This is a genomic window from Massilia phyllostachyos, assembly GCF_021044825.1.
Taxonomy (GTDB): domain Bacteria; phylum Pseudomonadota; class Gammaproteobacteria; order Burkholderiales; family Burkholderiaceae_D; genus Telluria; species Telluria phyllostachyos.
Genome location: NZ_JAJNOC010000001.1, coordinates 360,697 through 386,428, shown reverse-complemented (window position 1 = coordinate 386,428; position 25,732 = coordinate 360,697). Strand labels below are relative to the sequence as shown.

The following is a 25,732-nucleotide window of genomic DNA, read 5'->3' as shown; positions in this document are numbered from 1 at the left end:
CTTACTGCGAAAGGACGGCGCGGTACACGTCGGCGGTTTGCCGTGCGGTGTCCTGCCAGGTCAGTTGTTCGGCGCGCGCCCGGCCGGCGGCGACGCAGCGCGCGCGCTCGGGGGCGTTCTCGGCCAGGATGCGCATGGCGTCGGCCATCGCCGCGGTGTCGAGCGGATCGACCTCGAGGGCGGCGCCGGCCGTCACCTCGGGCAGCGAGCTGGCGTTCGAGGCCACCACGGGAATGCGGGCGGCGAAGGCTTCCAGCACCGGGATGCCGAAGCCTTCGTACAGCGAAGGAAAGACGAAGACGCCGGCGCCGGCGTACAGCAGGCGCAGGTCTTGTGCTTCCAGAACCTTGTCCAGCCACACGACGTTCTCGCCGGCTTCACGGGCGGCCGCCAGGCGCGCCAGCAGGGTCTCGCAGCGCCAGCCGGGCGCGCCGACCACGACCAGGCCGCGTTCTTCGCGGAGCAGCTTGGGCAGCAGCAGCCAGGCATCCAGCAGGCGCTCGACGTTCTTGCGCGGCTGCAGCGTGCCGACAGTGAGGAAATAGCCGGGGCGTAGCTGGTAGCGCGCTAGCGCCGCCGCCACCGCCTGCGGATCGGCCTCTTGCAGCCATTCCGGATCGACGCCGTTCAGCACCACCGAGATGCGGCGCGGATCGACGCCGAAATATTCCACCAGTTCGGTGGTGGCGAAGTGCGAGACCGCGATCACGTGGTCGGCTTTCGCGATCGCCTTGCGCTGCAGCCAGTTCTTGGTGCGGCGCAGGCGCGGGCTGCACCACTCGGGATATTTGATGGGGAGCGCGTCGTGCAGGGTCGCCACCACCGGGCAGTCCATGCGCACGATGCGGTAATCGGTGGCGTGGAAAATATCCGCAGGCATGTGCACGCGGTGCGCGGCGGGCGTCACCAGATCCACGATGGAAGCGGCTTCGAAGGATTGCGGCAGCGCCTGGCCAACAGTGATATCCGCCCCGCGTGCGGAGCGCGGGCGCGGCCAGGAATACGGAGCGACCTGGCAGCCGGCGCGCGGCAGGTGGCGCAGCAGGGCTTGCGTGTAGACGCCGATGCCGTCGAGGCGGCCCTTGGTCAGGCCCGGTTCGATCATGGTCGTTCCGAGTCCGACGGTGAGACCGCCATTGCTCACGCCAGGTACATCCAGCGCAGCGTCTCGGACAGCGGCGTCGGGTCGAGCTGGCCGATCACCGCGGTCAGCTTGCTGTTGCTGCCCGCCAGGGTGAGCACGTCGTTGGCGCGGACAAAAGCGGGGTTCACCTGCACGTCGATGTGGTAGCCGGCGATCTCGCTCATCATGTCGATCAGGTTGGCCAGCGAATGCGAGGCCCCCGAGCAGACGTTGAAGGCTTCGCCGCCGGGCGCCACGGCCAGCAGGCGCCGGTAGGCGCGCGCCACCATGCGCACGTCGGAAAAATCGCGCGCGATCGCCAGGTTACCCAGCTCGATGCGCTGTTCGTTGCGGCGGAAGTGGGAGACGATCTTCGGCAGCAGGAAGTTCTCGGCCTGGCCGATGCCGGTGTAGTTGAACGGGCGCGCAATGACGATCGGCAGCTTGTCCATCCACAGGCGCGCCATGTATTCCATCGCCAGCTTGGAGACGGCGTAGTCGTTGGCCGGGGACGGCGCCACGTTCTCGTCGATGACGGGCACGCTGGCGTTGCCGTAGATGTTGGCCGACGAGGCCAGCAGCACGCTGGTGGGACGATGCCCGCCACCCGCCAACGCTTCCAGCAGGTTGCGCGTGCCGACCACGTTGACGCGGTAGATCAGTTCGGCGTTGCTGTGGGCAACGAAGGCGATGCCGGCAAGGTGGGCGACCACGTCCGGCTGGACCTCGTCGACCACGCGCTGCACCGCCTCGCGGTCCATCAGGTCGACCGGGTAGATGTCCGGGCCGGTTTCCTCGCCCGGCATCACCGTGCCGATCACACGGTAGCCGGCGTTGCTGAGTTCCTGCGCCAGGTAGCGGCCGGTAAAGCCGCGCAGTCCCGTGATGAGCGCGCGGCGCCCCTCGCCTTCCCTGCCGCCGATGAAGGCAGGAATGTCGTCCGTCGCCACGCGTTCCATGATTTAGAACGAGAAGCCGATTTCGTTGCGGCGCAGGTCGGCGTCGACCATCATCTGGCACAGCTCTTCCAGCGAGGTCTTCGGCTCCCAGCCGAGCACGCGCTTGGCCTTGGCCGGGTCGCCGATGAGCAGGTCGACTTCGGCCGGGCGGTAGAACTTCGGCGACACGCGCACCAGCGCCTTGCCGGTGCGGGCGCAGTGGCCGACTTCGTTCTCGCCTTCGCCGGTGAATTCGACGGTGATGCCGGCGCCTTTGAAGGCCATGCTGACGAAGTCGCGCACGGTCTCGGTACGGTTGGTGGCCAGCACGAAGGTGTCCGGCTCGTCGGCCTGCAGGATGCGCCACATGCCTTCGACATATTCCTTGGCGAAGCCCCAGTCGCGCTTGGCGTCCAGGTTGCCCAGTTCCAGCACGTCGAGCTTGTTCAGGACGATCTTGGCGACCGAGTCGGTGATCTTGCGGGTGACGAATTCACGGCCGCGCAGCGGCGACTCGTGGTTGAACAGGATGCCCGAGGAACCGAAGATGCCGTAAGACTCGCGGTAATTGACCGTCATCCAGTGCGCGTACAGCTTGGCCACGCCGTAGGGGCTGCGCGGGTAGAACGGGGTCTCTTCGACTTGCGGGATGGCCTGCACCTTGCCGAACATCTCGGAAGTGGACGCTTGGTAGAAGCGGATCTTCGGATTGACGATGCGGATCGCTTCCAGCAGGTTGACGGCGCCCAGGCCGGTGATCGAGGCGGTGGTAACCGGCTGCTCGAAGGAGACGCCGACGAAGCTCTGCGCCGCCAGGTTGTAGACCTCGTCCGGCTTGCTGGTGTCGATCAGGCGGATGCTGGAGGACAGGTCGGTCAGGTCGTATTCGACCAGGTTCAGGTTCGGGTGCGCCTGGATGCCGAGCTCTTCGATGCGCCAGAAGTTCACCGAGCTGGAGCGGCGGAAAGTGCCCGTCACGTGGTAGCCCTTTTCCAGGAGGATCTGCGCGAGATAGGCGCCATCCTGGCCGGTAATGCCAGTGATCAAGGCTCTTTTGGAAGTTTGCATATTCTTGGATTTCTAGAAGATGGTCTCGCAGGCCGCCAGACACAGCAAAGCCCGGATTGTAACAGAGAGGAAACGGTCGTCCCCTTGCACGATAGGAATAGCTGCAATTAATGCAACACTTATACCGACATTATGCCCCCAAACGGCTGGGGTACGTCGCCTGCTTACGGTTTGTTACCGTTGTATTTGCGTGAAGACAAACAGCGACGAATGATGACGAACAGATGACATGTTCGTTTGAGGCAACGCAAAATCGGGTGGCCGATAACGACCACCCGTTACAAAACGATCAGCGTTGCGAGACCGCGTCCACCACGCACAGCGCGGTCATGTTGACGATGCGGCGCACCGTCGACGACGGGGTCAGGATGTGCACCGGGCGGGCGCATCCGAGCAGGACCGGGCCGATCGCGATGCCGTTGCCGGCAGCGCTCTTGACCAGGTTGTAGGAGATGTTGGCGGCGTCGATGTTCGGCATCACCAGCAGGTTGGCGTCACCGGTGAGCTTCGAGTTCGGCATGATCTTCATGCGCACCTTGGCTTCGATCGCGGTGTCGCCATGCATCTCGCCGTCGATTTCGAGGTCCGGCTTCCTGGCCTGCACCAGCGGCAGCACGGCGCGCATCTTCTGCGCCGACTCGCTGTTCGAGGTGCCGAAGTTCGAGTGCGACAGCAGGGCCGCGCGCGGCTGGATGCCGAAGCGTTCCATCTCCTCCGCCGCCATCACGGTGATCTCGGCCAGTTCGCAGGCACTCGGGTTCTCGTTGACGTGGGTGTCGACGATGGCCAGCTGGCGGTCCTGGGTGATCAGGAAGTTCATCGCCGCGTAGACCTTGCTGCCTTCGCGCTTGCCCAGCACCTGGTCGATGTAGTGCAGGTGCATCTGGGTGGTGCCGTAGGTGCCGCAGATCAGGCCGTCGGCATCTCCCTTCTTGACCATCATCGCGCCGATCAGGGTATGGCGGCGGCGCATCTCGAGCTTGGCCATGTCGATGGTCACGCCCTTGCGCATGCCCAGCTCGTAGTAGGCCTGCCAGTAGTCGCGATAGCGCTCGTCGAAGTCGGGGTTGATCACGTCCACGTGCTGGCCCAGTTTGAGGCGCAGGCCGAACTTCTCGATGCGCTTTTCCAGCACCGCCGGACGGCCGACCAGGATCGGGCGCGCCAGCTTCTCGTCGACCACCACCTGCACCGCGCGCAGCACGCGCTCGTCCTCGCCCTCGGCGTAGACGATGCGCTTGGCTTCCAGCGGCGCCTTCTTCGCGACCGAGAACAGCGGCTTCATGAAGGTGCCGCTGCGGTAGACGAACTGCTGCAGGCTCTCGGCATAGGCCGCGAGGTCTTCGATCGGACGGGTGGCGACGCCGCCGTCCTGGGCCGCCTTGGCCACCGCCGGGGCGATGTGCGTCAGCAGGCGCGGGTCGAACGGCATCGGGATCAGGTATTCCGGGCCGAAGGACAGGTTGGCGATGCCGTAGGCCGAGGCCACGATGTCCGACTGCTCGGCGTGGGCCAGGTCGGCGATCGCGTGCACCACCGCGATTTCCATTTCGCGCGTGATGGTGGTCGCGCCGCAGTCCAGGGCGCCGCGGAACATGTAGGGGAAGCACAGGACGTTGTTGACCTGGTTCGGATAGTCCGAACGGCCGGTCGCGATGATGGCGTCGCTGCGGATGGCCTTCACGTCTTCCGGCAGGATTTCCGGATTCGGGTTGGCCAGCGCCAGGATCAGCGGGTTCGGCGCCATGGTGGCGACCATGTCCTGTTTCAGGACGCCGCCGGCCGACAGGCCGAGGAAGATGTCGGCGCCCGGAATCACGTCGCGCAACGAGCGGTGCTCGGTCTCTTGCGCGAAGCGTTCCTTGTCCGGGTCCATCAGCTCGGTGCGGCCTTTGTAGACCACGCCGGCCAGGTCGGTCACGAAAATGTTCTCGATCGGGAAACCGAGGTCGACGATCAGGTCGAGGCAGGCCAGCGCGGCCGCGCCGGCGCCGGAGACCACCAGCTTGCAGTGCTTGATGTCCTTGCCGACCACTTTCAGGCCGTTCAGGATGGCCGCGCCGACGATGATGGCGGTGCCGTGCTGGTCGTCGTGGAAGACCGGAATCTTCATCCGCTCGCGCAGCTTACGCTCGATGTAGAAGCACTCGGGCGCCTTGATGTCTTCCAGGTTGATGCCCCCAAAAGTAGGCTCGAGCGAGGCAATGATGTCGACCAGTTTATCGGGATCGCTTTCGTTGACCTCGATGTCGAACACGTCGATCGCGGCGAATTTCTTGAACAGCACGCCCTTGCCTTCCATGACCGGCTTCGAGGCCAGCGGGCCGATGTTGCCGAGGCCGAGGACGGCGGTGCCGTTCGAGATCACGGCGACCAGGTTGCCGCGCGCCGTGTATTTGTACGAGTTGGCCGGGTCCTTGACGATTTCCTCGCAAGGGGCGGCGACGCCCGGCGAATAGGCCAGCGCCAGGTCGCGCTGGTTCAGCAGGCCCTTGGTGGGCGTCACGCTGATCTTGCCGGGACGGGGAATCTGGTGATATTCGAGTGCTGCTGCACGCAGTTGTTGACGCAATTCTTCTTTTTTGTCCGATGACGAGTCCATGCCGGGCAGCCTTCCTGAAACTAGAGGGGAACCTCCAATTTTATCAGACCGGGCTTTGACAAAGGCTACGTATTTTCAACAAGAAGCACTTTGATGCATAAGACTTGCCAATAAGTCAAGCTCATCCATTAGTCCGTCTTATAAATCGGTACAATCGGTGCCATGCTTTCCGAATTCGACCTCATCAAGCAGTTCTTCAAGCGCGACCGGCCAGGGCGCGCCGATCTCGGCATCGGCGACGATTGCGCGCTGCTCACGCCCACGCCTGGCTTCCAGCTGGCAATTTCCTCCGACATGCTGGTCGAGGACCGGCATTTCTTTGCCGGGGCCGATCCCTTCATGCTGGGCCATAAAAGCCTGGCGGTGAACCTGTCGGACCTGGCGGCGATGGGGGCGCGGCCGCTCGGGTTCACGCTGGCCCTCGCATTGCCGGCGGCCGACCCGGTGTGGCTGGACGGGTTTTCGCGCGGGCTGTTCGCGCTGGCCGATGCGCACGATTGCGAACTGATCGGGGGCGACACGACCAAGGGGCCGCTCAATATCTGCATCACCGTGTTCGGCGAGCTGATGCCGGGGCACGCGCTGCGGCGCGACGCGGCAAGGGTCGGGGACGATGTCTGGGTATCGGGGACGCTGGGGGATGCGCGCCTGGCCCTGGCGGTGGCTTGGGACGAGTTGACGCTATCCGCGGACGATCACGCGCAGGCGGCGCAGCGGATGCACATGCCGGCGCCGCGCGTGGCGCTCGGGCTGGCGCTGGCGGCGCGGCCGGTTGCGCGTGCGGCGCTGGATATCTCGGATGGGCTGGTGGGGGATATCGGGCACATCCTGGCGGCGTCGCGCGTCGGCGCCACGCTGGACGTGGATGCGCTGCCGGCGGGGCCGGTATTGGCGCGGCAGGATCGGGCGCTGAGGCGCAGGTTCACCGCGGCGGGTGGGGATGATTATGAGTTGTGCTTTACGGCGCCGGTTGCTAATCGTGAAGCGGTGCTCGAGGCCGGCCGGGCGAGTGGGACGGCGGTGACGCGGGTGGGGCGGATCGAGGCTGAAGCGGGATTACGGTTCGTCGATGCGCACGGTGCGTCGGTCGACCTCAAGCTGAGCGGGTGGGATCACTTCGGTTGAACTTGGCCGAAGTGATGCCAGTGGCATCACTTTGGCCTTCGCCGGAACGACGTGCTTACTGAGTTGGCCTCAAGACCGTCTTACGCGCCACTGGCGCCTAAGACTCCCGGCGCAGGCCGGGATCCAAGTTCAGCCGGCGAACCACCACCCTCCTTCTCTTCCCTCGGCACCTTCCGATCATCATACGGCCCATACGTCAGCCAGTAATGCCGGAACGCCAGCCGAATATTCTCCCGCAGCTGCAGGTCATGCCACGGCTTCGTATAGAAGCGGTAGATCGCACCGCGGTTGATCGAATCGAGCACCGTCTCCACCCCGGTATATCCCGACAGGATGATCCGGATCGTCTCCGGATACATCTCCTTGACCTTGCTGAGGAATTCGGTCCCGCTCATCACCGGCATGCGCTGGTCGCACAGGATCACCTGCACCCGGTACAGCGCCAGCAACTCGAACCCCTCGGCCGGCGACGACGCCGTCAGCACCCGGTAGTTGTCGCGCCTGAACAAGCGGTGCAGCGCGGTGAGCACGTTGACGTCGTCGTCGACGATCAGCAAGGTCTGCACCTTGTCGTCCGGGTCCGGCGGGGTGTCCGGCTGGGCGTGGTTGACCTGCACCAGCCGGGCCAGTTCGTCGGCGGGCAGCGCGCGCGAGAAGTGGAAGCCCTGGATCTCGTCGCAACGGTGGCGGCGCAAATAGGCCATCTGGGCGCGCGTTTCGACGCCCTCGGCGATCACCTGCATGTGCAGGCTGTGCGCCATGCTGATGATGGCCAGCGCGATCGCCGCGTCGTCCGGGTTGGTGACGATGTCGCGCACGAACGCGATGTCGATCTTCAGCTTGTCGATCGGGAAGCGCTTCAGGTAAGCCAGCGACGAATAGCCGGTGCCGAAATCGTCGATCGCGATGCGGATGCCGAGTTCCTTCAGGCGCCCCAGCACGCCGATGGTGTGCTCGGCGTTCGACATCAGCGCGCTTTCGGTCAGCTCGAGTTCCAGCATGCCCGGCTCGACGCCGTGCTTCTCCAGCGAGGCGCGGATCACGCCTTCCAGGTCGCCTTCGACGAACTGGCGGCTCGACACGTTCACCGCCACCCGTACGTCGCGGATGCCTTCCGCGTTCCAGGCCGCGATCTGGCGGCAGGCTTCGTCGACGATCCAGTCGCCGACCCGCACCACCAGCCCGGTCTCTTCCATGATCGGCACGAATTCGGCCGGGTACACCAGGCCGTAGCCGGGCCGGTTCCAGCGCAGCAGCGCTTCCACGCCCGAGATGCGGCCGGTGTTCAGCTCCAGCTTGGGCTGGTAGTAGAGCACGAACTGCCCGCCCTCGAGCGCCCCGCGCAGCGCCAGTTCGAGGTCGAGGCGCGCCAGCACCTGCACATTCATGCCGGCGGTGAAGAAGCGGTAGCCGTCGCGCCCGGCCTCCTTGGCGCGCACCATCGCGGTGTCGGCGTACTTCACCAGGGTGCCAGGTTCGGTCGCGTCGTCCGGGTACATGGCGATGCCGATGCTGGCCGTCAGCGCGGCCTGCTGGCCGTGCAGATCGAAGGGCGTGCGCAGCATCTCGCGCACTTCGTTGGCCACGTTCACCGCTTCCTGCTGGTCGCGCTGCATCGAGAGCGTCAGCGCGAACTCGTCGCCGCCCAGGCGCCCGACCGAATCGCGCACCCGCGCCACCCGCACCAGGCGGCCGCTGAACTGGCGCAGCAGCTCGTCGCCGAGCTGGGTGCCGAGCGAATCGTTGATGATCTTGAAGCGGTCCAGGGTGATGCACAGCACCGCCACCCGCCAGTTCTTGTCGCGCGCCAGTTCGATCGCGTCGCGCAGGTTGCGGAAGAACAGGGTGCGGTTCGACAGGCCGGTGAGCGCGTCGTAGCTGGCCATGTGCAGCAGCTTTTCCTGCGCGTGCAGGCGCTCGCTGATGTCGCGCACCACCGCGATCAGCATGCGGCTTTTTCCCAGGTCCTGCAGCTTCCAGCTGATCTCGACCTGCACCGCGCCCTGCCCGCCGGCGCGCAGCAGCTCGGTTTCGACGATGTCGCCGGGCAGCGCATCGAAACGCGCCTGCTCCTCGCCGCCGCCGTCCAGCCCCGCGCGCGCGGCCTCCGCCAGGTGGCGTTCGAGCAGCTCGCGCGTGGCCAGGCCCAGCGCCACCGGGTCGATCCGCATCAGGGCGTCGCGCGAGAAACCCAGCATGCGGCAGGCGCCGTCGGACACGTCGACGATCGCCATGCTGGCGGTGTCGATCAGGAAGATGGCGTCGGGCGTGGCGTCCATCGCGCCGCGAAAGCGCGCCAGCTCGGCGGTGCGTTCGCGCACCTCGCGCTCGAGCTGCACGCCGTAGTCCTGCGACTCGCGGTGCAGCAGGCGCACTTCCAGCAGGTTGCGGATGCGGGTCATCACCTCGACCGTGTCGAAGGGCTTGCCGATGAAGTCGCGCGCGCCGGCTTCGAGCGCGGCCAGCTTCTTGTCCGGCTCGGCCGTCACCACCAGCACCGGCAGCCAGGAATCGGCTTCCAGCGGTTTCAGGGCTTCCATCACGTCGAAGCCGTCCATGTCCGGCATGTGCAGGTCGAGGATGATCAGGTCGAAGCGGTGCTTCAGGTGCAGGGACACGACCTGGCGCGGGTCGTAGGTCGCCGTGACGTTCTCGTAGCCCGTGGTCTTGAGCAGGTATTCGAGCAGCTGGACGTTGACGGGCTCGTCGTCCACGACGAGGATGCGCGCGCGGCGGATGTCGTTCAGGGAAATCATTCGGCCTTCCTTGCGGCCGCCCCGCCGCCTTGCGCGGTGCGGAGCTGGGCCAGGGTACTGTTGATCGCTTCGGTGAACTTGTCGATCTCGATCGGTTTGGTCAGGTAGCGGTTGAAGCCCGCCGCCCGCCCGCGCTCGATGTCGCGCGGCATGGCGTTGGCGGAGAGCGCGAACACCGGGATGCCGGCGGTCGCCGGGTCGGCGCGCAGCTGGCGCAGCACCTCGAGGCCGCTCATGCCGGGCAGGTTCAGGTCGAGCAGGATGATCTCGGGCAGGTGCGCGCGCGCCAGCGACAGGCCGACGTGGCCGTCGAGCGCCGACAGCAGGCGCAGGTCGGTGCGGAAGCGGATGATCTCTTCCACCAGGCGCAGGTTGGCCGGATTGTCCTCGACGTACAGGATCAGGTGCGGCTCGCCGTCACCCGGCAGGGCCGCCGCTTCGCTTGTCTCCTGCGCCTCCTCCTCCTGCACGTGCGGCGCCAGCGGCGCGGTGGTGGCCAGTTCGATCCAGAACACGCTGCCCACGCCGGGGCTGCTGCTGACGCCGATCTGGCCGCCCATCAGCTCCACCAGGCGCTTGGTGACCACCAGGCCGATGCCGGTGCCCTCCTGCTGCCCGCCTTCCTGGCCGAGCCGGTTGAAGGGCTGGAACAGGCTGGCGACCTGCTCGGCATCGAGCCCGGCGCCGGTGTCCTGCACCGACAGGCGGATCCGGCTCGGGCCCACCTGCTCGCAGCCGAGCACCACGGCGCCGGCCTCGCGGTTGTACTTGACCGCGTTCGACAGGAGGTTCAGCAGCACCTGCTTCAGGCGGGTGCGGTCGGCCAGCACCACCGCCCCCGTCACGTCCGGATACAGCACCCGCACCCCGCGGCCGGCCGCGATCGGCTCGACCATGGTGCGGGTTTCCAGCAGGGTGTCGGCGAGCGCCACCGGCTCCATCGACAGGGTCACGGTGCCCGACTCCACCTTGGCCAGGTCGAGGATCTCGTTGATCAGGGTGAGCAAATGGCGGCCGCTCTTCAGGATGTGGTTCGCGAACTCCTTCTTCTGCTCCAGGGTCGAGGGCAGCGAATCGCTGGTGAGGATCTGGGCGAAGCCGAGGATGGCGTTGAGCGGCGTGCGCAGCTCGTGGCTCATCGACGACAGGAAGGCGGATTTGGCCTGGTTGGCGCTCCTCGCCTCTTCGATGGCGTTGGCCAGTTCGGCGTTCGCCAGGGCCAGCTGCAGGGTGCGTTCGTCGACGCGCTGCTCGAGCTGCTCGTTCAGCCGCATCACTTCCTGCTGGGCGCGCGAACGCTCGGCCGCCTCGCGCGCGGTCTGGATGCTGGAGGTTTCCAGCTCGCGGGTGCGGCCTTCGATCTCGCGCAGCATGGCGTTGAAGGAGTCGACCAGCTCGCCCGCCTCGTCGTCGCTGATGCGCGGCGCGCGGCGCGAATAGTCGCGGGTGGCGACCACGTCGCGCGCGATCTCGGTGAGGGCGACGATCGGCGCCGTCACGACGCGGCCCATGCGGCGCATCAGGAGGTAGGCCACGCCCATCGCCAGCAGCGTGACCCCGAGCGCGATGCTGAGGTAATCGAGGGTGCGCGCGACCAGCTGGTTCTCGGCGCGCAGGTAGACCGTGCCGAGGGTCTCGCCGTTTTCGACGATGCGGTGGTGGACCACCAGGTCGTCGCGGTCGCTGCGCGGCGTCCCGGACAGCTGGGCCGGCATGGCGCGCGTCTCGTCCTTGCCCTGGTAGGAGGCGAACAGCTCGCCGTTGGCGTCGTAGATGGCGGCCGCGCGCACCATCGGGCGGGTGCGCAGCAGCGCCAGGTTCTCGTTGGCCAGGCGCGGGTCGTCGAAGGTCAGTGCGGCCGAGGACATGTGGCCGACCAGTTCGGCCTGGGTCGAGAGGTCGATGAGCAGGGCGCGCTGGTAGCTGCGCAGGTCGTAGCCGATGATGATGGCGATCGACACCAGCAGCGCGGCGAGCGTGGTCGCCATCACCGCCGACACCAGCTTGCTGCGGATCGAACGCAGGGGCGTCATGCGGCCTCCGGCCGGGCGGATGGGTCGGCGGGAGCCGGGCGCGCCGCCGTGCCGCACGGTTGCGCCGGCCCCATCCGGTCACGCGCAGATCGTTCGAGCGGCATTCCTGGGTCCTGCAAAAAACGGGAAAAAGGAGGCCCGCCGCTTGGACGGCGGGCGAGCCAGCATAGCCTACCGTAAAGTGTCATGTCGCACGGAACCTTTCACAATGCGCCCCTGCCGTCGTGCGTACATACGCGGCGCAATTGAATCGGGGCGCCGTGTGCCGGATGGGTGCGGAGCGCGCTAGAATGAACTGCGCGCCTCCGATGTGGCCTGCATCAAGCGGCGGCGCCGGTTCGCGCATTATCCTCGATCCTTTCATCGGCCTGGACAGTACCCCAAGGAGCCTCTCGTGACCAACGATATTTTCGATCTTGCCAGCAAAGTAGGCCGGGCGCTCGAGGCCAGGCGCCTGGTGCTGTCCACCGCGGAATCCTGCACCGGCGGCGGCATCTCGCAGGCCATCACCGACGTCGCCGGCTCCACCGCCTGGTTCGACTGCGGTTTCGTCACCTATTCCAACGTGTCCAAGACCGAATTGCTGGAAGTCCCGGCCGCGCTGATCGCGCAGTTCGGCTCGGTCAGCGAGGAAGTCGCCGGCCGCATGGCCGAAGGGGCGCTGGGCAACAGCACGGCCGACGTCGCGGTCTCCACCACGGGCATCGCCGGCCCCACCGGCGCGGTGCCGGGCAAGCCCGTGGGCACGGTCTGCTTCGGCTGGGCGCGCGGCGACACGACCTTTACCGAGCGCCTGGTGTTCCAGGGCGACCGCCAGGCGGTGCGCGAGCAGGCCGTGGCGCACGCCTTGCAGGGCCTGCTGCGCTTCATTGAGTAGCCGCGCCCTCATGGGCGCGCTGCTGCTGCTGGCGGCCGCGCCGCTGCTTGGCGCCGCCGAGGTCTACACCGTTTACGCGGCCGGCGACATCGCGCGCTGCAAGCATCCCGACCCGCGCTGGTCCGGCGCCGCCGCCACCGCCGCCCTGGTCGAGCCGCTGCTGCGCGCCGACCCGCGCGCCGCGGTGCTGAGCCTGGGCGACCACACCTACCCGGTCGGCGCGGCGAGCGAGTTCGCCAACTGCTACGCGCCGACCTGGGGGCGCTTTCGCGACCGTACCTGGCCCACACCCGGCAACCACGAATACGCCACGCCCGGCGCCAAGCCCTACTTTGCCTACTTCGGCGAGCGCGCGGGACGCGGCTACTACAGCCTGCGGCTGGGCGGCTGGCACCTCATCTCGCTCGACAGCAACCTGAAGGGCGCGGCGCATGCGGCGCAGATCGCCTGGCTGCGCGACGAGTTGAAGAAGGACCCGGCGAAATGCACCCTCGCCTTCTGGCACCACCCGCTGTACAGCTCGGGCGGCCATCCGCCGCCGGGGCGCATGCGCGATGCCTTCCAGTTGCTGCACGCGGCCGGCGCCGAGCTGGTGCTGTCGGGGCACGACCACGATTACGAGCGCTTCGCGCCGCAGGACGCCGACGGCCGGCTGGATGCGGCGCGCGGGGTGCGCCAGTTCGTGGTCGGCACCGGCGGCGCCTATGCCACGCCCTTCGTTTTCTTCCAGCCCAACAGCGAGGCGCGCGAAGCGAACCTGGACGGCGTGCTCGAACTGCGCCTGCTGGCGGATGCCTACGCCTGGCGCTTCCTGCCGGCCGAGCCAGGCCGGGTGCCGGCGGGGTCGGCGCCGGACCACGGCCGCCGGGCGTGCCACTGATCCCGTTATACTAGCGTCCTGGAGCACGCCATGAAGCCCTTCTCGCTGCTCAAGCCATTCATCCTGCTGTCCCTGTTCATGCTCGCATCCCTTCCTTCCGAACCGCACGCCCAGACGCCGCTGCCCACCGTGGCGTATGAAAAAACCACCCTGTCCAACGGCCTGCAGCTGATCCTGGTCGAAGACCGGCGCCTGCCCATCGTCGCGGTCAACATCTGGTACCACGTCGGCCCCGCCGACGAGGCGCCCGGCCTGCGCGGCTTCGCCCACCTGTTCGAGCACATGATGTTCTCGGCCACCCGCCACATCCCGCGCGGCCTGGCCGACCAGCTGCTGGAGGGCGCCGGCGCCACCGACAGCAACGGCAGCACCGACTACGACCGCACCAACTACTACGACACGGTGCCGTCGAACCAGCTGGAACTGGCCCTGTGGGTGCACGCCGACCGCATGGGCTACCTGCTCGACGTGCTCGACCAGAAGGCCTTGACCAACCAGCAGGACGTGGTGCGCAACGAGCGCCGCCAGACCGTCGAGGGCGAGCCCTATGGCGTGGTCGAGGAAGCCCTGGCGCACGCGATGTTCCCCAAGGACCACCCCTATTATTCGCCGATCATCGGTTCGCACGCGGACATCCAGGCCGCGAAGCTCGACGACGTGCGCCAGTTCTTCGCGCGCTACTATGGCCCCAACAACGCCAGCATCGTGATCGCCGGCGACATCGACAAGGCGAAAACCCGCGCCCTGGTGGAACGCTACTTCGGCGGCCTGCGCCGCAGCGAGCCGGTGGCGCGGCCGGCCGTGAAGACGCCGCCGATCACGAGCGAGCGCCGGGTCGTGGTGCACGACCGGGTCGAGCTGCCGCGCGTGTTCATGGGCTGGCTCACGCCCCAAGCCTACCAGCCGGGCGACATCGAGCTGGCGGTGGCGGCCGAGATCCTCGGCGGCGGCAAGTCGAGCCGCCTGTATAAATCCCTGGTCTACGAGCGCCAGATCGCGCAGGAAGTCGACGCGGCGCAGAACTCCTACGGCATCACCTCGACCTTCGTCATCGACGTCATCGCGAAGAACGGCGTCGACGCGCGCACGCTCGAAGCGGCGGTCGACGCGGAGCTGGCGCTGCTGCGCGAGCAGGGTCCGTCGCAGCGCGAAGTCGAACGCGCCCGCAACAGCCTCGAGACCGCGCTCCTGAGTTCCATGGAAAAGCTGGGCGGCGACGGCCTCGCGGACCAGCTGAACCACTACAACCAGTACACGGGCGACCCGGGCTACCTCGCCAAGGACATCGAGGCGCTGCGCCGCGTGACGCCGCAGGACGTGCAGCGCGTGGTGCGCAGCTACCTCGCGAAGAACGCCCGCGCCGTCGTTACCGGCCTGCCCGGCAGTCCAGTGGTGATCGACCCGCCGCGCCCACGCACGCCGCGCGCGGGAAAATCCGCCAGCCAGGGCATCAACACGCCGGAAGCCTGGCGCGCAAAGGCGCCGCAAGCCGGCCCGGCGCCCGCCTTCACGCTGCCGCAGGGCGAGACCTTCAAGCTCGCCAACGGCCTCACGGTCCTGCACCACCACAATCCAGCCCTGCCCCTGGTGTCGGCCCAGCTGGTGCTGCGCAGCGGCAGCGCCGCCAATCCGGACACCTTGCCCGGCCTGGCCGGCTTCACGGCGCAGATGCTGGAAGAAGGCACGGCCACCCGCAGCGCGCCGCAGATCGCCGACGAGATCGCGCAGCTCGGCGCTTTTCTGGACACCGGCAGCGGCGTGGACGCTTCCTCGGTCTCGCTGCTGTCCCTGCGCGCCAGCTTCGCCCCGGCGCTCGCCATCCTGGCCGACGTCGCACTGCACCCGGCCTTCCCGACCGCCGAAGTCGAGCGCCAGCGCAGCAGCCGCGTGAATGACCTGATCCAGCAGCGCGACGATCCGGAAACCGTGGCCGCGATCGCGGCCGCCGGCGCCTTCTACGGCAGCAAGCACCCGAAAGGCTACGGCCAGCTCGGCACCGAGCCGGCGATCCGAACCGTCACGCGCGACGACCTCGTTGGCTTCTGGCGCCGCCACTACGTGCCGTCGAATGCGGCGCTGGTGGTGTCGGGCGACATCAAGCTGGCGGACCTGAAGGCGCTGGTGGAAGCGCACTTCGGCGATTGGAAGGCCGCCGATGCGCCCGCCGGCGAACCGGATGCGCCGCAAGGTACGAAGGCGCGCCTGGTCGTGGTCGATCATCCCGGCGCCGGCCAGACCGCGCTGCGCGTGATCGGTCCCGGCGTGGCCCGTTCGACTCCGGACTTCGCCGCGCTGCAGGTGATGAACGGCGCGCTGGGCGGCATGTTCTCCAGCCGTTTGAACAACAACCTGCGCGAGACCAAGGGCTACACCTACGGCATCTATTCGGGCTTTCGCTTCGACCGCACACAAGGTCCCTTCCTCATCGACAGCACCGTCGAACGCGCGCATACCGGCGCCTCGGTGCGCGAGATCTTCAAGGAAGTCGAGGGCATGCGCGCTGCGCCCTTGCCGGCTGCCGAACTGGCGGCGGCGCGCGACGCCATGCTGCTGTCGCTGCCGGGCCAGTTCGAGACCAATGCCGATGTCGGCTCCAGCCTGGTGGAGCTGTTCGTCTATGGCCTGCCGCTGGATTACTACAGCAAGCTGCCGGCGCAGCTGCGCGCCGTCACCGCGAGCCAGGTGCAGGATGCGGCGCGCACCCATCTCGATCCCTCCAGGATGAAGGTGATCGCGGTCGGTGACCGGAAACGCATCCTGCCGCAGTTGCAGCCGCTCGGCCTGGGGACAGCGGAAGTGCGCGACAGCGACGGGCAGCTGCCCCGGCCCGCACCCTGACGTGGCGTCCGCGGGCGCTCCGGCGCGTCTGCTACACTGGTTCGTTCATCCAACCAGTATCGTGCCCGATTGACCCAGACTCCCGTCCCCGCGGGCCTGCCACCCGTGCTGGCCGGTCCCATCCTGCGCCGCCTCGAGCCGGGCCGCCTGGTGCTATGGCTGGTCGGCAGCGCGCCGCTCGACCTGACGCTGGTGCTGGCGCCCGGGGGTGCTGCGCCGCGGCGCCTGGCGCTCGACGCGCGCAGCTGCCGCGTGGTGCGCGTCGGCCGCCACGCCTGCCTGCACCTGATCGACGCCGTGCTGCCCGAGCCGCTGCCGCAGGACACCGTCATCGAGTACGACCTGCTCGTTGCGCAGGACGACGGCAAGGAAGCCGGCATCGCGCACTGGGCGCCGCACCTGCTCCATGCCGGCGCGGCCCGGCCGAACCTGGTGCTGCGCAGCCGCAGCGACAACATCCTGTTCGGCTCCTGCCGCAAGCCGCACCATCCCGCGCGCGACGGCCTGGCGCGCGCCGACGCCCTGTTGGCCGAACACATCGCACAGGCCGAGGAGCGGCCCGCCATGCTCATGCTGTGCGGCGACCAGGTGTATGCCGACGACGTGGCGGGGCCGATGCTGGCCGCGATCCACGCGCTCATCGAACGCCTGGGCCTGTACGGCGAATCCCTGGACGGCGCCGTGGTCGCCGACAGCGAGGCGCTGTACCGCCACCCGGCCGGCTACTACCGGCGCGAAGAACTGCTGCCCGCGGCCCGGTCCAACGACGCGCTGCGCGACCGCTTCTTCGGCGGCAGCGAAAAGCCGATCTTCACCACCGCGAACGCGCACAACCACCTGGTGACCCTGGCCGAGGTGATGGCCATGTACCTGCTGGCCTGGTCGCCCGTGCCGTGGGCGCTGGTGGCGGACGCGCCGGCGCCGCCGCTCATGCCGAGGCATGCGCAGCGCTGGCGGCGCGAGTCGCGGGACATGGCAGGCTTTTGCCACGACCTGCCGCGGGCCGCCCGCCTGCTCGCGCACGTGCAGACCCTGATGATCTTCGACGACCACGACATCACCGACGACTGGAACCTGTCGGCCAAGTGGGAATCCACGGTCTACGGACATCCGTTCGCGCGCCGCATCGTGGGCAATGCGCTGATCGCCTACATGCTGTGCCAGGGCTGGGGCAACCGCCCGGACGTGTTCGACACGATACTGGACGATACGGCGGCGCTGGTCTCCACAGGCGATGCGGGCGACGCGGGTGGCCGGCTGGACGCGGCCCTGCAGGACGCGCTGGTCAAGCGCCTGCTGTCCTTCCGCCAGTGGGATTTCGTGCTGCCGACCACGCCCACGATCATCGTGCTCGATACCCGCACCCGGCGCTGGCGCAACCGGCGCCGGCCCGGCCATCCCTCCGGCCTGATGGACTGGGAATCCTTGACCGAGCTGCAGCACGCGCTGCTGGACGAGACGGCCGCCGTCATCGTCTCGCCGACGCCGATGTTCGGGGTCAAGCTGATCGAGGTGGTGCAACGGGTCGCGACCTTCGCCGGCCTGGCCCTGACCGTCGACGCCGAGAACTGGATGGCGCACCGCGGCGCGGCCAGCAGCATCCTGAACATCGTCCGCCATTCGCGCACTCCCGGCAACTACGTGGTCCTGTCGGGCGACGTGCACTATTCCTTTGCCTACGATGTCGAGGTGCGCGATGCGGACCGCATGCCGCATGTCTGGCAGATCACCAGCAGCGGCATCAAGAACGAGTTCCCGCGCCGCCTGCTCGAATGGTTCGACCGCCTCAACCGCTGGCTGTATTCCCCGCGCTCGCCGCTGAACTGGTTCACCCAGCGCCGCGATCTCGCCCTCACGCCGCACCTGCCCGACACGCGCCGGCATGGCGAACGTGTCTGGAACGGCGCCGGCATCGGCCAGGTGTGGCTCGACCCGCAAGGACGGCCGCTGCGCATCGTGCAGCACAACGCCGACGGCCGGCCCTCGACCCGCTTCCTGGCGCCGGAGCCGGCAGCGACGCTTGGCGCGGCTGCCGGGCGGAACATGGCAAAGCATTGACGAAGCAATCGCACTGCCGACGGCGCAGCTGGTGCTGAAGTGGCTTCAAGCGACCGCGGTGAAAACGCTCGAAGGGCTGGGGCAAGGCCTGCTGTGAGTTGTTTCCTGTCCTCCTGAAGGACTGCGCTTGTTCGGCTCCGTGACCTGCTATGCTGATCTTGACGGCGGAGTCCAGCCAGATACTCAACGAAGGAACATGACATGAACGACACAGGCAGATCGATAATTGCCGAATTAGCATTTGAGCTCGGCAAAGTTACAAGGCGCGCAGTCGACAATACCGGGGGCGAGGCCAACCCGGTCAAACTCACGATGATTGCCAACAATCTGCTCGAAGCAGGACATGAGAAGGTGCCGAGCGACCTGCTCATGCTATTTGTCGCCGGCTTTGAAGAGGGCGATCCTCCCGAACGCCGTATTGCTCCAAGAAACCTTTAGCAGGCTCAAGGCGGAACTCGTCCTTCCGCCATGGGCAACAGCGGCTCCTCGGACCAGACCCGGTTTGCTGACAGTGAGATGCGGCGCCCATACATCATCCTCATCGGCTCTTTCCAGTACCGGTTGCGCATGGCTCCCCCCGATCGCGATCCTCACTGGCTTGCCTATTGGGACGTTTTTACATAACATGTGAACAGATCTTCACATGTTGAATATGAAACCCGACCCGGATTACGCCCCTGGCGCCGTCGAAGAACTCGCCGACCTCTTCCACCTGCTCGGCGACGCCACCCGCCTGCGCATCGTGCTGGCCTGCCTGTCGCAGCCGACGGCGGTAGGCGACATCGCCGCTTCGCTCGACCTGTCCAGCTCGCTGGTCAGCCACCACCTGCGCCTGCTGCGCGCCGCCCGCATCGTCAAGGCCGAGCGCCAGGGCAAGCAGGTTTTCTACGCAGCTGCCGATGCCCACATCAGCAGCCTGCTCGCCAATATGTTCGAGCACATCGCCGAACCCGCCAATGGAATGGACGCATGAGCCAGCATCACGACCACGATCACGACCACGGCCACTCCCACGGCTTCGGACACCACCATCACCACATGCCCGACCCGGCCGGCCACGGCCGCGCGTTCGCGCTGGCGATCGGCCTGAACACGCTGTTCGTCGCCATCGAATTCATCTACGGTTTCATCGCCCACTCCACCGCGCTGATGGCGGACGCCGGCCACAACCTGTCGGACGTGCTGGGCCTGGTGCTGGCCTGGGGTGCGGCCACGCTGGCCAAACGCGCGCCGACCGGACGCTATACCTACGGCTTGCGCGGCTCGTCGATCCTGGCGGCGCTGGGCAACGGCCTGCTCCTGATGGTCGCCTGCGGCGCCATCGCGCTGGAGGCGGTGCAGCGCTTCGTCGAGCCGGCGCCGGTGCAGGGCCTGACGGTGTCGATCGTCGCAGGCATCGGCGTCGTCATCAACGGTTTCTCGGCCTGGCTGTTCATGGCAGGCAGCAAGGGCGACCTGAACCTGCGCGGCGCCTACCTGCACATGGCGGCCGACGCGGCGCTGTCACTGGGCGTGGTGATCTCGGGCCTGGTCATCATGGGCACCGGCTGGACCTGGATCGACCCGGCGGTGAGCCTGGCGATCGTGGTGGTGATCGTGCTCGGCACCTGGTCGCTGCTGCGCGAGTCGGTGCTGCTGTCGATGGCGGCGGTGCCGCCGGGCGTCGATGCGGGCAAGGTGCGCGACTACCTGCGCGGCCAGCCCGGTGTGAAGGAGGTGCACGACCTGCATATCTGGGCGCTGAGCACCACCGAAAACGCGCTGACGGCCCACGTCGTCATGCCGGGCGGTTATCCGGGCGACCACGTGCTGGACGAGATCGCCGCGCGGCTGCGCAGCGATTTCGCGATCCACCACGCGACCCTGCAGGTGGAAGAAGGCACGACCCACCATGACTGCACGCTGGACGGGCATGATCACGGCCATGGGCACGATCATGACCACGCCCACTGAGCGGCTCGAGCTGCAGATGCAAACCTTCGGCGCGCCCGAGCAGGTCTACGTGGAAAACGGATGGTGGGACGGTCCGAGGGCCGGCATTGCCGATATCGATGGCATACCCCATCGCTTCCTGTCCCTGATCGACGACGCACAAGACCAGTTCATTGACACCTTCATGGTATGCCCCCTCGCGCGATCGGTACTGGATCTCGCGGTCGAACAATGGCGCATATTTATCGAATGGAATGCCCGCTTCGAGTCAAACCAGGCCGAAGATCGATCCCGCCCGATGCCAGGAAGGCTCGTGCGGAACTGCGCCGTATCGACAGGAAGGACCGCTATGCTTCGTCGGGGCCCGACGATCAGCTATCCTGGATAGTGGAAAGATAAACCGCTTCAGCCGGCCAGGTTCGCGTACAGCGCCGTGCTGAGATAGCGTTCGCCGAACGAGGGAATGATGGTCACGATCATCTTCCCCGCATTTTCCGGCCGGCGCGCCACCTGGATCGCGGCCCACAGGGCGGCGCCCGACGAAATCCCGACCAGCAAGCCTTCCTCGCGCGCCGCGGCGCGGGCGGTCTCGAAAGCGTCCTCGTTCTTCACCGCGATCACTTCGTCGTAGATGCCGGTATTGAGCACCTCCGGCACGAAGCCGGCGCCGATGCCCTGGATCGGGTGCGGCCCTTTGGTGCCCTTCGACAGCATGGGCGAAGCTTCCGGCTCCACGGCGATCGCCTGGAAGCCGGGCTTTCTCGCCTTGATGACTTCGCCCACGCCGGTGATGGTGCCGCCGGTGCCGATACCCGCGACCAGGATGTCGACCTTGCCGTCGGTATCCGCCCAGATCTCCTCGGCGGTGGTGTGGCGGTGGACTTCCGGGTTGGCCGGATTGTTGAATTGCTGCGGCATGAAGCAGCGCGGGTCGGACGCCACCAGTTCCTCGGCGCGGCGGATCGCGCCCAGCATGCCTTCCGCTCCCGGCGTGAGCACCAGCTCGGCGCCGTAGGCGCGCAGCAGCATGCGGCGCTCGTTGCTCATGGTTTCGGGCATCACCAGCTTGCAGCGGTAGCCGCGCGCGGCGCACACCATCGCGAGGGCGATGCCGGTGTTGCCGCTGGTGGGTTCGACGATGACGGTGTCGGCCCGGATGCGCCCGGCGCGCTCGGCGGCCTCGATCATGGCCAGGCCGATGCGGTCCTTCACGCTGTGGGCGGGGTTGTGGTATTCGAGCTTGCCGAGGATCTCGGCGCCGGCGCCCTGCGCCAGCCTGCGGATCCGTACCAGCGGCGTGTTGCCGATGAGTTCAGTGACGTCGTTTGCGATACGCATGCCAACCTCCCCGCAGTGTGCCGGACCGGGACGGCAAAGGCCCGGCCCGACCATTTGACTTACTTCACGTCGACCAGTTCCACGTCGAAGATCAGGTCGGCGTCCGGCGCGATCATGCCGCCGGCGCCGCGCTTGCCGTAGGCCAGCGCGCTCGGGATGATCAGGGTGCGCTTGCCGCCCACCTTCATGCCGGCCACGCCCTGTTCCCAGCCCTTGATGACGCTGCCCGCGCCGAGCTGGAAGTTGAGCGGCTCGCCGCGGTCGAACGAGGAATCGAACTTCTTGCCGCGCTGCTTCGGCGCCAGCGGCTTGTGCAGCCAGCCGGTGTAGTGCACGTACACGCTGCTGCCGCGGGTGGCTTCCTTGCCCTTGCCGACCACGCGGTCGATGATCTCGACCTGCGGCGTCGGCGCGGCCGGCGCCGCCGCCTCGGCCTGCGGCTGCACCGCCTGCGGCTGGGTGGCCTGCGGCACGGCCTGCTGCTCCGGCGCCGGCTGGGTGGTCGGCTTGGAAGGGTCCTGCTGCTGCTGGGTGGTGTCCTGGGCGGATGCGCTCGCGGCGAAGGCGAGCGTCAGTGCGGCAAATACGGTACGACGGATCATGTGGGTTCTTCCATCAAAGTGATCGATAACTGATCCTATGATAGCAAGGCCTCTTCGACTTGCACAGTTTGCACGTGAGCAACATCCAGCGGCTCGGCATTGGCCGCGTCGGCCAGCTTGCGCAGCAGGTGGCCGGCCGCGACCATGCCGAAGGTGGCGGTGACCACCATGCTCGAACCGAAGCCGGCGCAGTTCAGGCCGGTGATGCTATTGGCGTCGATGGCGCAGGCGTCGCCCGCGTCCGGATAGCGCAGCGGCTCCATCGAGAACACGGCGTCGATGTGGTACTTGTGCTTCTCGCCCTTGGCGAAGCCATATTGTGCGCGCAGGATCTTGCGCACCTTTTTCAGCAGCGGCTCCTGCTCGGTGCGGGCCAGGTCGCGCACTTCGATCTTGGTCGGGTCGGTCTGCCCGCCGGCGCCGCCGATCACGACCAGCGGCAATGTATTCGCGCTGCAGTACGCGATCAGCGCGGCTTTCGACTTGACGCCGTCGATGGCGTCCACCACGTAGTCGAAACCTTTACCGGCGATCATGCTCTCAAGGTTCTGCGGGTCGATGAAATCCTCGACCAGGGTGACTTTGCAGAACGGGTTGATCTGCGCGATGCGTTCCTTCAGCGCCTCGATCTTCGGCATGCCGATGGTTGACGTCAGCGCCTGCAGCTGGCGGTTGATGTTCGATTCGGCCACGTTGTCGAGGTCGATCAGGGTCAGGTGGCCGACGGCGCTGCGCGCCAGCGCCTCGACGATCCAGGAACCGACGCCGCCGACACCGATCACGCAAACGTGCGCCGCACGGAAGCGTTCGAGTGCACGCTCGCCGTAGAGGCGCGCGATCCCGCCGAAGCGGCGCGCGAAGTCGACTTCATCGTCCAGGGTTGGTGCGAGAGTGGGGGTATCGTTCAGGTTCATCCCGCCATTTTAGCGGACGACTCTTGCGCAACTGCACTAAAATAATCCTTCGTCAATCAAATTTTTTTCGTCTGTCGACAAATCGCCCCATGACCACCCTCCTGCACGACACCGCCCCCGATTTCGACCAGCCGATCGCCGTCCTCAAGCATTGCCACAACCGCATCCGCAAGCAATTGTCCACCCTCGACAAGCTGCTCGCCCACCTGCCCGAATTCGGCGCCGACGAGCAGGCGCGCCAGGCCGCGGCAGCGGTTTTGAAGTACTTCGAAAAAGCCGCCCACCTGCACCATGACGACGAGGAGCAGGACCTGATCCCGATGCTGCGCGCCGTCGCCCAGGGCGAGGATGCGGCCACGCTGCAGGCGCTGGCGCCGGTCATCCTGCAGGACCACAAGGACATGGACGCGCTGTGGCAAGACCTGCACGAGCAGCTCACCTTGATCGCCGAAGGAACGTCGACGGCGCTGTCGGCCAGCGCGGTGCAGCGCTTCTGCCAGCGCTACGCGGCGCACATGGAGCGCGAGGAGAGCACGATGGCGCCGATGGCGCTGCGCCTGTTCTCGCCGGAGCAGATGACCCAGCTGGGCCAGGCGATGCAGCGTCGCCGCGGGATCGCGCCCATCGCGCCGGTGGCCCCCGCGATCGGCCAGGCCGTCGCCGACCTGCGCAAGGATTACGGCCAGGCCAGCCTGAACGAGACCGATGTGCTGGATGACCCGATGCTGCAGTTCACCCAATGGTTCGAGCAGGCCATCAAGGCCGAGGTGAACGAGCCGAACGCGATGTCGGTGTCCACGGTGGCGGCGAACGGCCGCCCGAGTTCGCGCATCGTGCTGGTCAAGCAGTTCGACGAGCGCGGCTTCACCTGGTACACCAACTACGACAGCCGCAAGGGCGAGGAGCTGCAGGACAACCCGCATGCGGCTCTGCTATTCTTCTGGAGTGAACTGGAACGCCAGGTTCGCATCGAAGGACGTGTGGAGCGCACGTCCGTCGAGGAAAGCGACCGTTACTTCCGCAGCCGTCCGCTGAAGAGTCGCTTGTCGGCCATCGCATCGCAGCAGAGCGCTCCCATCGGCAGCCGCGCCGCGCTCGAACAGAATTACGAGCAGGTGGCGCAGGGGGCCGGTGACGATCCGGCGCGTCCGGAAAACTGGGGCGGGTTCCGCCTCGTGCCCGAACGCCTGGAATTCTGGCAGGGGCGCCGCTCCCGCTTCCACGACCGCATCGTCTACGAGCGGCAGGAAGACGGCAGCTGGACGCGACTGCGTTTGCAACCGTAGAGGGTGTGAAAAAACGGCGATGGCAAGGCGCCGAATCGAAGACAGTACAATCGTACGGCGAGACGAGGCAACGCAGCCATCGACGAATTTTTCACACACTCGTAGCCGGACCCGCGTCCAGCACGCGCTTCCGGCCCCGATGCGGGAGGTGGACCGTGTTCGAACAGATGAAGCTGGGGGCCTGGAGCACAGGCCTGGGCGACAAGCTCAAACTGCCCCTGCGGGTTGAGTTATGGGACGGCGAGCGGCTCGATTTCTCCACCGACCCCGCGCGCGTCACCATCCGCGTGCCGCACCGCTCCGCCCTGCGCTACCTGCGCTCGCCGTCGCTGTACAGCCTGGGCAAGGCCTATGTCGAAGGCGCGATCGACGTCAGCGGCCGCGCCGCCGACATCATCAGCGTCGGCAATGCGCTGGCCGAGCACCTCGGCAAGGGCCGCAGCCGGCTGGCCGACGCCCTGCGCCGCCATGTGCCGCACAGCCGGGCCCTGGACGCGGAAGCGATCCGCTACCACTACGACGTCTCCAACGCCTTCTACGCCGCCTGGCTCGACCCCGGCATGGTGTATTCCTGCGCCTATTTCGAGGACGGCGACGAGGACCTGGCCACGGCGCAGCAGAAGAAGATCGATCACATCCTGCGCAAGATCAACCTGCGCCCCGGCCAGCGCCTGCTCGACATCGGCTGCGGCTGGGGCGCGCTGGTGCTGCGCGCGGCCCAGCAGTTCGGGGCGCGCTGCGTCGGCATCACCTTGTCGGAAAACCAGGCGCTGCTCGCGCGCGAGCGCGTGGAGCGTGCCGGGCTGCAGGGCCAGGTCGAGATCCGGCTGCAGGACTACCGCGACGTGCAGGGGCAATTCGAGCGCATCACCAGCGTCGGCATGTTCGAACACGTCGGCGTGCAGCACCTGCCGGCCTATTTTTCACAAATAAACAGCCTGCTCGCGGACGGCGGCGTGGCGATGAACCACGGCATCACCACCACCAACGCCGACAACCGCGCCACCGCCTACGGCGGCGGGGATTTCATCGACCAGTACGTGTTCCCGCACGGCGAACTGGCCCACCTGGCGACCGTCGTGCGCACCATGCAGGAGGGCGGGCTGGAAGTGCGCGACGTGGAAAACCTGCGCCGCCACTACGCGCGCACCTGCGCGGCGTGGACCGACAGCTTCGAGGCGAATGCGGAAAAGATCCGGACGCTGACGGACGAAAAGCGCTTCCGGATCTGGCACGTCTACCTGGCCGGCTGCGCGTATGCCTTCGCGCATGACCGGATCAGCCTGTACCAGATCGTGTGCGGGAAGGCGGGGCAGGATCCGGCCCAGATCCCGTGGTCGAGACGTTACATGTACCTGTAGG

Annotated in this window: 20 protein-coding genes; 11 read left to right on the top strand and 9 right to left on the bottom strand. The window is 67.1% G+C overall.

Going from position 1 to position 25,732, the window contains the following annotated elements; translation table 11 throughout:
* Position 1: 1 nt before the first annotated feature.
* The 4 genes from LQ564_RS01605 to LQ564_RS01590 all read right to left on the bottom strand — a co-directional run bounded on the left by LQ564_RS01605 (position 2) and on the right by LQ564_RS01590 (position 5,731).
* Positions 2-1,105 (bottom strand): glycosyltransferase family 4 protein, encoded by a 1,104-nt coding sequence (locus tag LQ564_RS01605; protein WP_231056340.1) that lies wholly within the window; start codon positions 1,103-1,105, stop codon positions 2-4.
* A 35-nt stretch (positions 1,106-1,140) separates the two neighbouring features.
* The gene (locus tag LQ564_RS01600; protein WP_231056339.1) at positions 1,141-2,082 is read right to left on the bottom strand and encodes a GDP-mannose 4,6-dehydratase; all 942 of its coding nucleotides are present in this window, start codon (positions 2,080-2,082) and stop codon (positions 1,141-1,143) included.
* Between the two features lie 3 nt (positions 2,083-2,085).
* Positions 2,086-3,129, bottom strand: coding sequence for a GDP-mannose 4,6-dehydratase (gene gmd, locus LQ564_RS01595; RefSeq protein WP_231056338.1), 1,044 nt, complete (start codon positions 3,127-3,129; stop codon positions 2,086-2,088).
* 289 nt (positions 3,130-3,418) lie between these two features.
* On the bottom strand, positions 3,419-5,731 hold the full coding sequence (locus tag LQ564_RS01590) for an NADP-dependent malic enzyme (RefSeq protein ID WP_272492072.1): 2,313 nt from the start codon (positions 5,729-5,731) through the stop codon (positions 3,419-3,421).
* Between the two features lie 162 nt (positions 5,732-5,893).
* Here LQ564_RS01590 and thiL point away from each other — a divergent pair, with 162 nt between their 5' ends.
* Complete coding sequence (gene thiL / locus LQ564_RS01585) at positions 5,894-6,856, top strand: thiamine-phosphate kinase (RefSeq protein ID WP_231056337.1); 963 nt, start codon at positions 5,894-5,896, stop codon at positions 6,854-6,856.
* A gap of 80 nt (positions 6,857-6,936) precedes the next feature.
* On the opposite strand, the gene LQ564_RS01580 is transcribed toward thiL, so the two are convergent.
* On the bottom strand, positions 6,937-9,612 hold the full coding sequence (locus LQ564_RS01580; protein ID WP_231056336.1) for an EAL domain-containing protein: 2,676 nt from the start codon (positions 9,610-9,612) through the stop codon (positions 6,937-6,939).
* On the bottom strand, positions 9,609-11,645 hold the full coding sequence (locus LQ564_RS01575) for a sensor histidine kinase, YfiR-like protein-associated (protein WP_231056335.1): 2,037 nt from the start codon (positions 11,643-11,645) through the stop codon (positions 9,609-9,611). The genes LQ564_RS01580 and LQ564_RS01575 overlap by 4 nt, the downstream gene beginning before the upstream one ends.
* Positions 11,646-12,039: 394 nt before the next feature.
* Between LQ564_RS01575 and LQ564_RS01570 the strand changes: the two genes are divergently transcribed.
* The 8 genes from LQ564_RS01570 to LQ564_RS01535 all read left to right on the top strand — a co-directional run bounded on the left by LQ564_RS01570 (position 12,040) and on the right by LQ564_RS01535 (position 20,618).
* Positions 12,040-12,522 (top strand): CinA family protein, encoded by a 483-nt coding sequence (locus tag LQ564_RS01570; protein ID WP_231056334.1) that lies wholly within the window; start codon positions 12,040-12,042, stop codon positions 12,520-12,522.
* A 10-nt stretch (positions 12,523-12,532) separates the two neighbouring features.
* Positions 12,533-13,402 carry a metallophosphoesterase family protein gene (locus LQ564_RS01565; protein ID WP_231056333.1) on the top strand — a complete coding sequence of 290 codons (870 nt, stop codon included), beginning with the start codon at positions 12,533-12,535 and terminating at the stop codon, positions 13,400-13,402.
* A 30-nt stretch (positions 13,403-13,432) separates the two neighbouring features.
* Complete coding sequence (locus tag LQ564_RS01560) at positions 13,433-16,240, top strand: M16 family metallopeptidase (RefSeq protein ID WP_231056332.1); 2,808 nt, start codon at positions 13,433-13,435, stop codon at positions 16,238-16,240.
* A gap of 105 nt (positions 16,241-16,345) precedes the next feature.
* Positions 16,346-18,298, top strand: a complete 1,953-nt coding sequence (locus LQ564_RS01555) for a metallophosphoesterase family protein (RefSeq protein WP_231057343.1) — start codon at positions 16,346-16,348, stop codon at positions 18,296-18,298.
* Positions 18,299-18,499: 201 nt separating this feature from the next.
* Complete coding sequence (locus tag LQ564_RS01550; RefSeq protein WP_231056331.1) at positions 18,500-18,736, top strand: hypothetical protein; 237 nt, start codon at positions 18,500-18,502, stop codon at positions 18,734-18,736.
* Between the two features lie 205 nt (positions 18,737-18,941).
* Positions 18,942-19,271: an ArsR/SmtB family transcription factor gene (locus tag LQ564_RS01545; protein WP_231056330.1), complete on the top strand. Its 330-nt coding sequence runs from the start codon at positions 18,942-18,944 to the stop codon at positions 19,269-19,271.
* A complete protein-coding gene (locus LQ564_RS01540; protein ID WP_231056329.1) occupies positions 19,268-20,251 on the top strand; it encodes a cation diffusion facilitator family transporter in 984 nt (327 codons plus the stop codon). The genes LQ564_RS01545 and LQ564_RS01540 overlap by 4 nt, the downstream gene beginning before the upstream one ends.
* Positions 20,211-20,618 (top strand): hypothetical protein, encoded by a 408-nt coding sequence (locus LQ564_RS01535; RefSeq protein ID WP_231056328.1) that lies wholly within the window; start codon positions 20,211-20,213, stop codon positions 20,616-20,618. Before LQ564_RS01540 ends, LQ564_RS01535 begins: the two co-directional genes overlap by 41 nt.
* Before the next feature lie 17 nt (positions 20,619-20,635).
* Here the strand turns inward: LQ564_RS01535 and cysK are convergent, their stop codons facing one another.
* The 3 genes from cysK to tcdA are packed head-to-tail and all read right to left on the bottom strand — an operon-like array spanning position 20,636 to position 23,084.
* Complete coding sequence (cysK, locus tag LQ564_RS01530) at positions 20,636-21,568, bottom strand: cysteine synthase A (protein WP_231056327.1); 933 nt, start codon at positions 21,566-21,568, stop codon at positions 20,636-20,638.
* Positions 21,569-21,627: 59 nt separating this feature from the next.
* Entirely contained in the window at positions 21,628-22,170 is a 543-nt protein-coding gene (locus LQ564_RS01525) for an FKBP-type peptidyl-prolyl cis-trans isomerase (RefSeq protein WP_231056326.1), read from the bottom strand.
* A gap of 35 nt (positions 22,171-22,205) precedes the next feature.
* The gene (gene tcdA, locus LQ564_RS01520; RefSeq protein WP_231056325.1) at positions 22,206-23,084 is read right to left on the bottom strand and encodes a tRNA cyclic N6-threonylcarbamoyladenosine(37) synthase TcdA; all 879 of its coding nucleotides are present in this window, start codon (positions 23,082-23,084) and stop codon (positions 22,206-22,208) included.
* Positions 23,085-23,173: 89 nt separating this feature from the next.
* Between tcdA and pdxH the strand changes: the two genes are divergently transcribed.
* Complete coding sequence (pdxH, locus tag LQ564_RS01515; RefSeq protein WP_231056324.1) at positions 23,174-24,370, top strand: pyridoxamine 5'-phosphate oxidase; 1,197 nt, start codon at positions 23,174-23,176, stop codon at positions 24,368-24,370.
* A gap of 155 nt (positions 24,371-24,525) precedes the next feature.
* On the top strand, positions 24,526-25,731 hold the full coding sequence (locus LQ564_RS01510; RefSeq protein ID WP_231056323.1) for a class I SAM-dependent methyltransferase: 1,206 nt from the start codon (positions 24,526-24,528) through the stop codon (positions 25,729-25,731).
* Position 25,732: the final 1 nt, after the last annotated feature.

What these genes read in the sequence shown, in the direction of transcription:
- LQ564_RS01605 (WP_231056340.1), bottom strand. Translation starts at nt 1,105, where the DNA reads ATGATCGAACCGGGCCTGACCAAGGGCCGCCTCGACGGCATCGGCGTC.
- LQ564_RS01600 (WP_231056339.1), bottom strand. Translation starts at nt 2,082, where the DNA reads ATGGAACGCGTGGCGACGGACGACATTCCTGCCTTCATCGGCGGCAGG.
- gmd (WP_231056338.1), bottom strand. Translation starts at nt 3,129, where the DNA reads ATGCAAACTTCCAAAAGAGCCTTGATCACTGGCATTACCGGCCAGGAT.
- LQ564_RS01590 (WP_272492072.1), bottom strand. Translation starts at nt 5,731, where the DNA reads ATGGACTCGTCATCGGACAAAAAAGAAGAATTGCGTCAACAACTGCGT.
- thiL (WP_231056337.1), top strand. Translation starts at nt 5,894, where the DNA reads ATGCTTTCCGAATTCGACCTCATCAAGCAGTTCTTCAAGCGCGACCGG.
- LQ564_RS01580 (WP_231056336.1), bottom strand. Translation starts at nt 9,612, where the DNA reads ATGATTTCCCTGAACGACATCCGCCGCGCGCGCATCCTCGTCGTGGAC.
- LQ564_RS01575 (WP_231056335.1), bottom strand. Translation starts at nt 11,645, where the DNA reads ATGACGCCCCTGCGTTCGATCCGCAGCAAGCTGGTGTCGGCGGTGATG.
- LQ564_RS01565 (WP_231056333.1), top strand. Translation starts at nt 12,533, where the DNA reads ATGGGCGCGCTGCTGCTGCTGGCGGCCGCGCCGCTGCTTGGCGCCGCC.
- LQ564_RS01560 (WP_231056332.1), top strand. Translation starts at nt 13,433, where the DNA reads ATGAAGCCCTTCTCGCTGCTCAAGCCATTCATCCTGCTGTCCCTGTTC.
- LQ564_RS01550 (WP_231056331.1), top strand. Translation starts at nt 18,500, where the DNA reads ATGAACGACACAGGCAGATCGATAATTGCCGAATTAGCATTTGAGCTC.
- LQ564_RS01545 (WP_231056330.1), top strand. Translation starts at nt 18,942, where the DNA reads ATGTTGAATATGAAACCCGACCCGGATTACGCCCCTGGCGCCGTCGAA.
- LQ564_RS01540 (WP_231056329.1), top strand. Translation starts at nt 19,268, where the DNA reads ATGAGCCAGCATCACGACCACGATCACGACCACGGCCACTCCCACGGC.
- LQ564_RS01535 (WP_231056328.1), top strand. Translation starts at nt 20,211, where the DNA reads ATGATCACGGCCATGGGCACGATCATGACCACGCCCACTGAGCGGCTC.
- cysK (WP_231056327.1), bottom strand. Translation starts at nt 21,568, where the DNA reads ATGCGTATCGCAAACGACGTCACTGAACTCATCGGCAACACGCCGCTG.
- LQ564_RS01525 (WP_231056326.1), bottom strand. Translation starts at nt 22,170, where the DNA reads ATGATCCGTCGTACCGTATTTGCCGCACTGACGCTCGCCTTCGCCGCG.
- tcdA (WP_231056325.1), bottom strand. Translation starts at nt 23,084, where the DNA reads ATGAACCTGAACGATACCCCCACTCTCGCACCAACCCTGGACGATGAA.
- pdxH (WP_231056324.1), top strand. Translation starts at nt 23,174, where the DNA reads ATGACCACCCTCCTGCACGACACCGCCCCCGATTTCGACCAGCCGATC.